This window comes from Pseudogracilibacillus amylolyticus (SeqCode) (genome assembly GCF_051918545.1).
Taxonomy (GTDB): domain Bacteria; phylum Bacillota; class Bacilli; order Bacillales; family Amphibacillaceae; genus Pseudogracilibacillus.
Map to the genome: position 1 here is coordinate 1 of NZ_JBPPZG010000185.1, position 7686 is coordinate 7686.

The 7686-nt window shown below is 33.1% G+C and carries 10 protein-coding genes; 9 read left to right on the forward strand and 1 reads right to left on the reverse strand.

Going from position 1 to position 7686, the window contains the following annotated elements; genetic code table 11:
• The first annotated feature begins 580 nt into the window (after nucleotides 1-580).
• From ACPYKA_RS16500 to ACPYKA_RS16540, 9 genes are read left to right on the forward strand one after another with little or no spacing between them, the layout of a single operon-like run.
• Complete coding sequence (locus ACPYKA_RS16500) at nucleotides 581-997, forward strand: YwqH-like family protein (protein WP_479543312.1); 417 nt, start codon at nucleotides 581-583, stop codon at nucleotides 995-997.
• Nucleotides 998-1001: 4 nt separating this feature from the next.
• Nucleotides 1002-1313, forward strand: coding sequence for a TIGR04197 family type VII secretion effector (locus ACPYKA_RS16505; protein WP_479543313.1), 312 nt, complete (start codon nucleotides 1002-1004; stop codon nucleotides 1311-1313).
• A gap of 17 nt (nucleotides 1314-1330) precedes the next feature.
• A complete protein-coding gene (locus tag ACPYKA_RS16510) occupies nucleotides 1331-2914 on the forward strand; it encodes a T7SS effector LXG polymorphic toxin (protein WP_479543314.1) in 1584 nt (527 codons plus the stop codon).
• 17 nt (nucleotides 2915-2931) lie between these two features.
• Entirely contained in the window at nucleotides 2932-3669 is a 738-nt protein-coding gene (locus tag ACPYKA_RS16515; protein ID WP_479543315.1) for a hypothetical protein, read from the forward strand.
• A 27-nt stretch (nucleotides 3670-3696) separates the two neighbouring features.
• A complete protein-coding gene (locus tag ACPYKA_RS16520; RefSeq protein ID WP_479543316.1) occupies nucleotides 3697-4443 on the forward strand; it encodes a hypothetical protein in 747 nt (248 codons plus the stop codon).
• Between the two features lie 27 nt (nucleotides 4444-4470).
• On the forward strand, nucleotides 4471-5217 hold the full coding sequence (locus ACPYKA_RS16525) for a hypothetical protein (RefSeq protein WP_479543317.1): 747 nt from the start codon (nucleotides 4471-4473) through the stop codon (nucleotides 5215-5217).
• 16 nt (nucleotides 5218-5233) lie between these two features.
• Nucleotides 5234-5986 (forward strand): hypothetical protein, encoded by a 753-nt coding sequence (locus ACPYKA_RS16530; protein WP_479543318.1) that lies wholly within the window; start codon nucleotides 5234-5236, stop codon nucleotides 5984-5986.
• 43 nt (nucleotides 5987-6029) lie between these two features.
• Nucleotides 6030-6737: a hypothetical protein gene (locus ACPYKA_RS16535; protein WP_479543319.1), complete on the forward strand. Its 708-nt coding sequence runs from the start codon at nucleotides 6030-6032 to the stop codon at nucleotides 6735-6737.
• Nucleotides 6738-6762: 25 nt separating this feature from the next.
• A complete protein-coding gene (locus ACPYKA_RS16540) occupies nucleotides 6763-7341 on the forward strand; it encodes a hypothetical protein (RefSeq protein WP_479543320.1) in 579 nt (192 codons plus the stop codon).
• An 8-nt stretch (nucleotides 7342-7349) separates the two neighbouring features.
• On the opposite strand, the gene ACPYKA_RS16545 is transcribed toward ACPYKA_RS16540, so the two are convergent.
• Nucleotides 7350-7686 (reverse strand): transposase (locus ACPYKA_RS16545; RefSeq protein WP_479543321.1); only part of this gene is annotated, 337 nt, incomplete at its 5' end.

Genomic DNA, 7686 nt, shown 5'->3' on the forward strand with positions numbered 1-7686 from the left:
TGCAAGTATTTTCATTGCACCGTTCGGATTATTATTTTTGCTGATACGATATATTGTAAGAAAAGCAAAATGACTAAAATGAAAAAGACATAAAGTTATGGAAGCCATATTAGATGAAAGAAAAAAACTAAAGTTAAATGATGACTATGGAATACAAAAGAGTTGGAACGAGATAATAGAAATTCTCGGAGAGGATAAAGAAAATACTATCAGTTACTTAGAAAATTGTACTAAAAATTATTTGATTAATGCCAACAGAGATTTCTGATAAGTCAAGTTTGTATTTTGAAAAATGTAAGGAATTCTTATTGTTTTAGTAACATTTTCCCGCACCTTAATCCTCATGTATTTATTTTCCAAAAATGATATTCTAAAAGATGATTAGAGTAGGGAGAACTATACCTTTCTAGCTATGTAGTGTCACCTATCGAAGGGAAATAAAGAAACGTTTAGTTAAAAGTATTTAGGGTAAGAGTTTGTTAGTCAGCAATCATTCACCTGTTAAACTTACTGTTTTGGTTGATGAATTCGGCCAAAAGTTATCTATACATATACGAAAAAAATAGAAGGAGGCCAACAAGTGGGAGTTAGTTTGCAAACTTTAAAAAATAGGAGATCTGTTACTCTTCAGGGTATGAGTAATGCCAGAATGAGGATCACAGATTTGGAAGACAAATTAAGCAGATTGAAAACTGCATCTAATGCATTAAATGGGCAAATAAGTGAATTAAACACGATTAAGTCTACAATTGCCAATCTGCAAATCGATGGAAACATGTGGAAGGGGAAAGAAAAGTCAGAGTTTGATACTCATTATGAACAGTATAAAACAAATACTCAAAATTATATTGAAAAAACAGAAACAGCTAAAAGTGATATAGACGAAGAAATAAATCGAGTTCAAACCACCTTAACTAATGCAAGAGCCGGATTAGATAATTTAACAAGCACACTAGAAAGTTTAAATCGACAAATTAGTCAAGCTGAGAAGGAGTGATAAAATGGGGAAAATCAGTATAGATATGGCTGAATTTAATTCTAATGTGTCAAGCTTGAATTCCTCAATTGCGGAGGTGGATACAGGAATCAGCACAGGTGAAACGTTTGAAACTACAAATTTAAAGCCTTTTACCGAAAATTTAGAAGTGCTCATCCTGCTGATCAATCAATTAGACGCATATAAAGCGCATTTTAAAAAAGACATTGATGTATTAGAAAATGTGGGTGAATCCCTACAGGAACAAGATAATAAACTTGCATCGAATCAGTCGGCAGCTGCAAGCTCCGGTGGCTATAAGCCGATTCATGTTTAGAGGAAGGAAGATGAAAATTGAGTCTTAAAGTTGATTTGCCAGAAGTGATTGCCTTATCAGATAAGATTTCACAAGGGCAAGCAAAAGCTGAAGCAAGTCTTGCCACGGTTAAAAAGGATATTGGAAGTTTGGACGCAATGGAATCGTTTAAAGGGAAGTCTGCTGAGGTTGCGAAATATTATTTTGCAGAATTCCATCAATCAATCATTGAAGCTTTTCAGCAACTCCTCATTGAAATAGATGCAGACTCTAATAAAAATATTAGCGACTTTTTAGGAAAAGTAGATTCAAGTCAAGAAGCGAAAGTATATCAATCTTATATAGAGGAACAAAAAGAAACCATTGAATCGACATACTCAGATTTTGAATCTCTTTCTCAAGAAATTAATCAGACGATTAACAGCGTTTCTGATCTTGTCAGTGTGATCAAACCAAATTTTTACGAGATAACAACGAAAAAAAATATTCTTACCCGAATTATAAATGATCTTGTTCAGAATATGGGCGATTATTCTAATCAGGCTGACACTGCCAAAATGAGGGAGATGTTGGAGCATATTCAATTGTTAATGAGTAATGCTCAAGCCAAAAAGGGTGAAGAAAGATTTACAGAGTTTTATAGAGGAGATTCTAAAAAAGCAAAAAAGAAACTTGATAAATGGGTGGATAGTAAACGAGAGAAAACTTCACTTGAGAAATTAGCAAGTGGAGGAAATGTTGTTAAAAATATATTTAAGTATAGTAATTATACAAATGTTGCTACTCAAGGAATAACCATGTATTCTATCTTGAAACATATGGGGAAAGAGCACTCAAAGGCTTTGAGGAAATCGGGATTACATTCTTTCTCGACGATGAACTATATCCGGTATAATAACCGGTTAGCTTTGAGTAATATTTACAAACTACCTAATAAGCACTTTATGCAGGTTTTCAAGCAAGTAACAAAACAACGAGTCAATCCGATTCAAGCTATTAAAAATTTAGCTCCTTATTCAACCTTGCCTAATCCTAGTTTAGCTGGAAGCGATTTTGCCCATAAGCTGATGAAAAGTGAATTTATTAGAAGTCTGGACTTGAAAAAATTCCAGGAATTTAAAAGCTTACCTATTACAGGTAGAGCTAAATCAATGTTTAAAACCTTTAGAAAGGAACTGTATGGTAACAAAATAAAGACAACCAAAAAATTAATTAATCAAACAAATTGGAAAAAACCACAAACTCTTATGAAGGGCGCTTTAGATGAGGTAAAAGGAAAGACAAAGGGACTAAATGTTTTAGGTAAAATTGGAAAATTGGCAGGCCCCTTAGGTGCAGGACTACACGTAGCAGATAACTTTAATGAACATAAAGGAAATACACAAAAAGCAATTGTCGGATCTGCGGTGGATATCGCTGGAAGCAGTGTTGCAACAGCTACAGGAGCCGCTATTGGATCAGCTTTCTTACCTCCAATTGGAACGGTAGTTGGTGCAGGAGTGGGAATTGGAGTAAGTCTTGTGTTGAATAATAAGTGGGGAAAACCACCAAAAAGTGCTTTAGATCATATCAAAGGAGGTACAAATAAAGCAATCAATAAGATAAAAGGTTGGTTTAAATAGAAAGGAATGAAAGTATTTTGGCGCAATTAACTGAACAAGACTTTCAAGATGTTAAAGATGAAATTAAAGACGGTCGACTTTCTCCAGACAGTGTTCGATTTTACTTAGGAGTTTTTATGTTCTTTTCGGCACTTATGGTAGGAGTAGCTTTCGCGGTTGCAGCTTCAAGCAGTAGCGTAATTGGTTGGGATAATTTATCTGTTTTTTGGCAATCTGTATTTTGGTTACAGGCAGCCCTATTTTTATATCAGCTTATATTAGTATTTCTTGTTCGAGGTAAAAGTAACTGGACACAAATGTTATTAATTATTAGTTATGTCGTTTATACGTATAAAATGGTCTTAGATCCATTTGTTGTAATGTCAATGTTTGCAATGAATGACGGCGTTTATGAAACATTTCGTCCTGTCTTTGTCATTGTTATTATAGTTGGGTTTTTGTTACACGTATATCTAATTGGGCGTACTTTTAAAGAATTAAAAGTCAAAAAGAGTAAAAAAAATAAAAAGGAAAAAAGTGGAAACACTATGTATGCTTTTATTCCAATTCTATTTTTGCTTGTTTCCATTACAGGGTACATCATCAAAAATGAACTATTAGGAGAAAATGAGATATTATTTGGAACAGGTGTATTTACATTCCTCTATATTGCTGTAATGGTTGGTGCTGTAGAATTTGTTATGGGGGCGTATTGTATTATACGTTTTCCGTCCTTTCGAGTAAATCCACCTTCAACTAAGAAGAAAAATGCCTGAAAAGAGCAGAAGGAATGAATCAATGATATGTCTAAGTTAACTGAAGAAGACTTTCCAGACATAAAGGAAGAGCTGAAAACTGGAAGGATTTCTCCAGAAGGTATTCGTGCTGGTTTAGGTGCTTTTATGTTTTTTTCTGTACTTATGATAGGTATCGCTTATTTGGTTGTAAATGCAAGTAATACAGTAATTGGCTGGGATAATTTGTCATTTTTTTGGCAAACAGTTTTTAAGCTACAAGTAGTCCTTTTTATTCTCCAGCTGTTTTTAATATTTATTGTTCGAGGTCGCACTAATAGGAGTCAAATCGCTTTAAATGTAAGCTTTGTATTATATACCTACAAAACGGTTTTGGATCCATTCATTATGACGTTAATGTTTGCAAAGGATAGGGGAGTCTATAACGAATATGCCCCCTTAATTGTAATAATTATATTATTAGGATTCATTCTGCATTTTTATTTAGTTTTCAAAGCTTTTCAAAACATTAGAAATGAGCAAGGTTTAAATAGAAAAGTAAAAAAAGAGAAAAATAAAAAGTCTTTCTTTACCGTGTTAATTCCATTTGTTTTTTTGGTAGCTTCAATTACAGGATATATTGTTAAAAACGATTTGTTGGGTGAAAATGAAATTCTATTTGGAGTCGGAATAAGTACACTAGTGTTTATATCTACCTTAATCGGTGCTATAGAATTTGTGAAGGGTGCCTACTGTGTCATTCGTTTTCCGTCATTTCGAGTAAATCCACCTTCAACCAAAAAGAAGAATGCTTGAAGAGAGCAGAAGGAATGAATCAGTGATATGTCTAGGTTAACCGAAGAAGACTTTTGGGATATTAAAGAAGAACTTAAAGACGGTCGACTTTCTCCAGACAGTGTTCGATTTTACCTAGGAGTTTTCATGTTTGTTTCATTAATATTTGTAGGAATTGCTTTTACTGTAGTAAGTGTAAGTGATTCTGTAATTGGTTGGACAAATTTATCTGTTTTTTGGAAGTCTATATTCTGGTTACAAGGCATTTTGTTTATATTACAACTTATCCTGATATTTTTAGTCAACGGAAAAAGCAACTGGAAACAAGTGTTGTTAAATATTAGTTATGTTATTTTCACGTATAAAGTAGCTTTAGATCCTTTGATAATGACTTTAATGTTTGCTAAAAACGATGGAGTTTATGAACAGTACGCACCTTTGGCTTTAGCTATAATTATTTTTGGGTTTGGAGTACATTTTTATTTAATTAGAAGAAAATTTAGTGATTTAAAGCCGAAAAAGAAGAAGAAAAAAGAGAAAAATTGGAATGTTTTACTATATACATTTATTCCAGTGCTTTTTTTACTAGTTTCTGTGACAGGGTACATCTTTAAACATGATTTGTTGGGAGACGATGATATTCTATTTTTACTTGGAGTTGATTTAGTAATATTAACTGCTATATTGATAGGAGCTGTTGAATTTGTATTAGGAGCTTACTGCTTGATTCGTTTTCCATCTTTCCGAGTAAATCCTCCCTCTTCAAAGAAGAATGCTAGATCTAACAAAGCGTAAGGGATTGAAAGATTGAATGTCTCAGTTAACAGAAAAAGACTTTATGGATATTAAAGATGAAATTAAAGAAGGCCGACTTTCACCTGGGAGTATTCGTGTATTTTTAGGTGCTTTTATGTTTTTTTCATTAATTATGGTTGGTATTGCTTATATGGGGGTAGCTGCCAGTAACAGTGTAATTGGTTGGGAAAACTTATCAATATTTTGGCAAACCGTATTCAAATTACAAGCAATTTTGTTTGTATTTCAACTTGTATTAATTTTTCTTGTACGTGGAAAAAGTAATTGGTCGCAAATATTGTTAACTATTAGCTACGTTTTTTACACATACAAGATGGTTCTCGATCCATTCGTTATGACACTTATATATACTATGGATCAAGGAGTTTATGAAGTATATGCCCCTCTTGTAATATTAATTATTATATTAGGTTTTTTATTTCATATCTTTTTTATTATACGTTACTTTAAAAATCTAAAAAAAGGAAATAAGAATAAAGAAGCAAGAGAAAATAAAAGTAATTCTAAGCTAATTGCTTTTACACCTTTCCTTTTTTTGCTTGTAGGAATCACAGGTTACATTATTAGAAACGACTTATTAGGTGATACTGACATATTATTTCTTCTTGCAATCGGTGTATTTCTATTAGTTGCTATAATGATTGGAGCAGTCGAATTTGTGATGGGAGCCTACTGTGTCATTCGTTTCCCATCTTTCCGAGTAAATCCTCCCTCTTCAAAGAAGAATGCTAGATCTAACAAAGCGTAAGGGATTGAAAGATTGAATGTCTCAGTTAACTGAAAACGACTTTTTGGATATTAAAGATGAAATTAGAAATGGAAGACTTTCTCCAGCAAGTATTCGAGTGGGTTTAGGAGTATTCATGTTTTTCTCCTTGATCGTAATAGGGGTATCCTATGTGGCAGTTAATGCCAGTAATACAGTAATAGGTTGGGAAAACTTATCGGTAATTTGGAAAGCAATTTTTTGGCTACAAGCAGTTTTGTTTTTATTTCAACTTATTCTAATTTTCCTAATAAGTGGAAAAAGTAACTTTACGCAAATTGTATTGAGCATAGCTTATGTAATATACACTTATAAGATGGCATTAGATCCTTTTATTATGATATTAATGTTCGCAAAAAATGATGGTGTGTACGATGAGTTTTATCCTCTTGTATTGGGTGCCATCATTTTAGGTTTTATCATCCACTTTTATTTTTTAAGAAGAGCTTTTAGGGGGGGAAAAGCAAATAGAGATAAGCATAATGAAAGGAAATCAGGCTCTTCACTATATATGTCCATACCTATCATTTTTTTACTGGTGTCTGCGACAGGGTATATTATAAAAAACGATGTTTTAGGAAGTAACGACAATTTATTTTTTCTCATAGTAGCATTCATTTTATTAGTTGCCTTATTAATCGGTGTTATAGAATTTGTGAAGGGTGCCTATTGTGTCATTCGTTTCCCGTCATTTAGAGTGAACCCTCCTTCAACTAAGAAGAAAAATGCTTGAAAAAATAAAGGAGGGGAGTCCGTGAATGTCTAAATTAACTGAAAAAGATTTCATAGATATCAGAGATGAAATCAACAATGGACGGCTATCTCCTAGAAACATTCGTAAAGGGCTAGGAATTTTTATGTTTTTTTCCGCTATAGCGATAGGGACGGCATTTGCAGTAGCTGCATCGGAAAGTAGCGTTATCGGTTGGGAAAATTTATCGGGATTTTGGCAAACTGTTTTTAAATTACAATTAATTCTCTTTCTTTTACAAATAATTTTGATATTTCTTGTTAGGGGAAAAAGTGGTTGGTCAACTATTCTTTTAAGTGTAAGTTATGTATTTTATACGTATAAAATGGTATTGGATATTTATGTTACCTTATCGATGTTTGCAATGAATGACGGTGTATATGAGAAATTTGTACCTATAATTTTAATAGTAATAATTGCTGGTTTTATCTTTCATTTCTTTTTAGTTTATCGATCACTTAAAAATAGAAAAGAAGAAGAAATTAAAGATAGCGAAAAGGGGAAAAGTGGTAAATTAATTTACATTTCTCTACCTGTTTTATTTTTTCTTGTATCTATTACTGGATACATAGTTAGGGACTGCTGAACAATTCACTATACAGCCCAAATTCGTTTGGCGAGTGTACTAAAAAACATTCCGAAAAATTGCCAAAAAAGGAGGCGCAGTTTGCGCTCCAAGTTTAAAACGAGGATTTGTATAGAAATTACCGTTTCACTCGTTTGTTGAAGGCATGTCGAAATAAGGCCCATACCATAGCGGCGTTTGCCTTCTCCGAATTTGCCTTCGATTTCAATTCGTTCTGTGGCGTCCTGCTTTTCTAATTGTTTCTGCTCTTTGGCCTTTTCTTTTGATGGTCGACCAAGGGCAGGGCCGCTGAGACGGATTCCTTTTTTCTTACAATATTCTCGATTATCTCGATTGCGATAGATT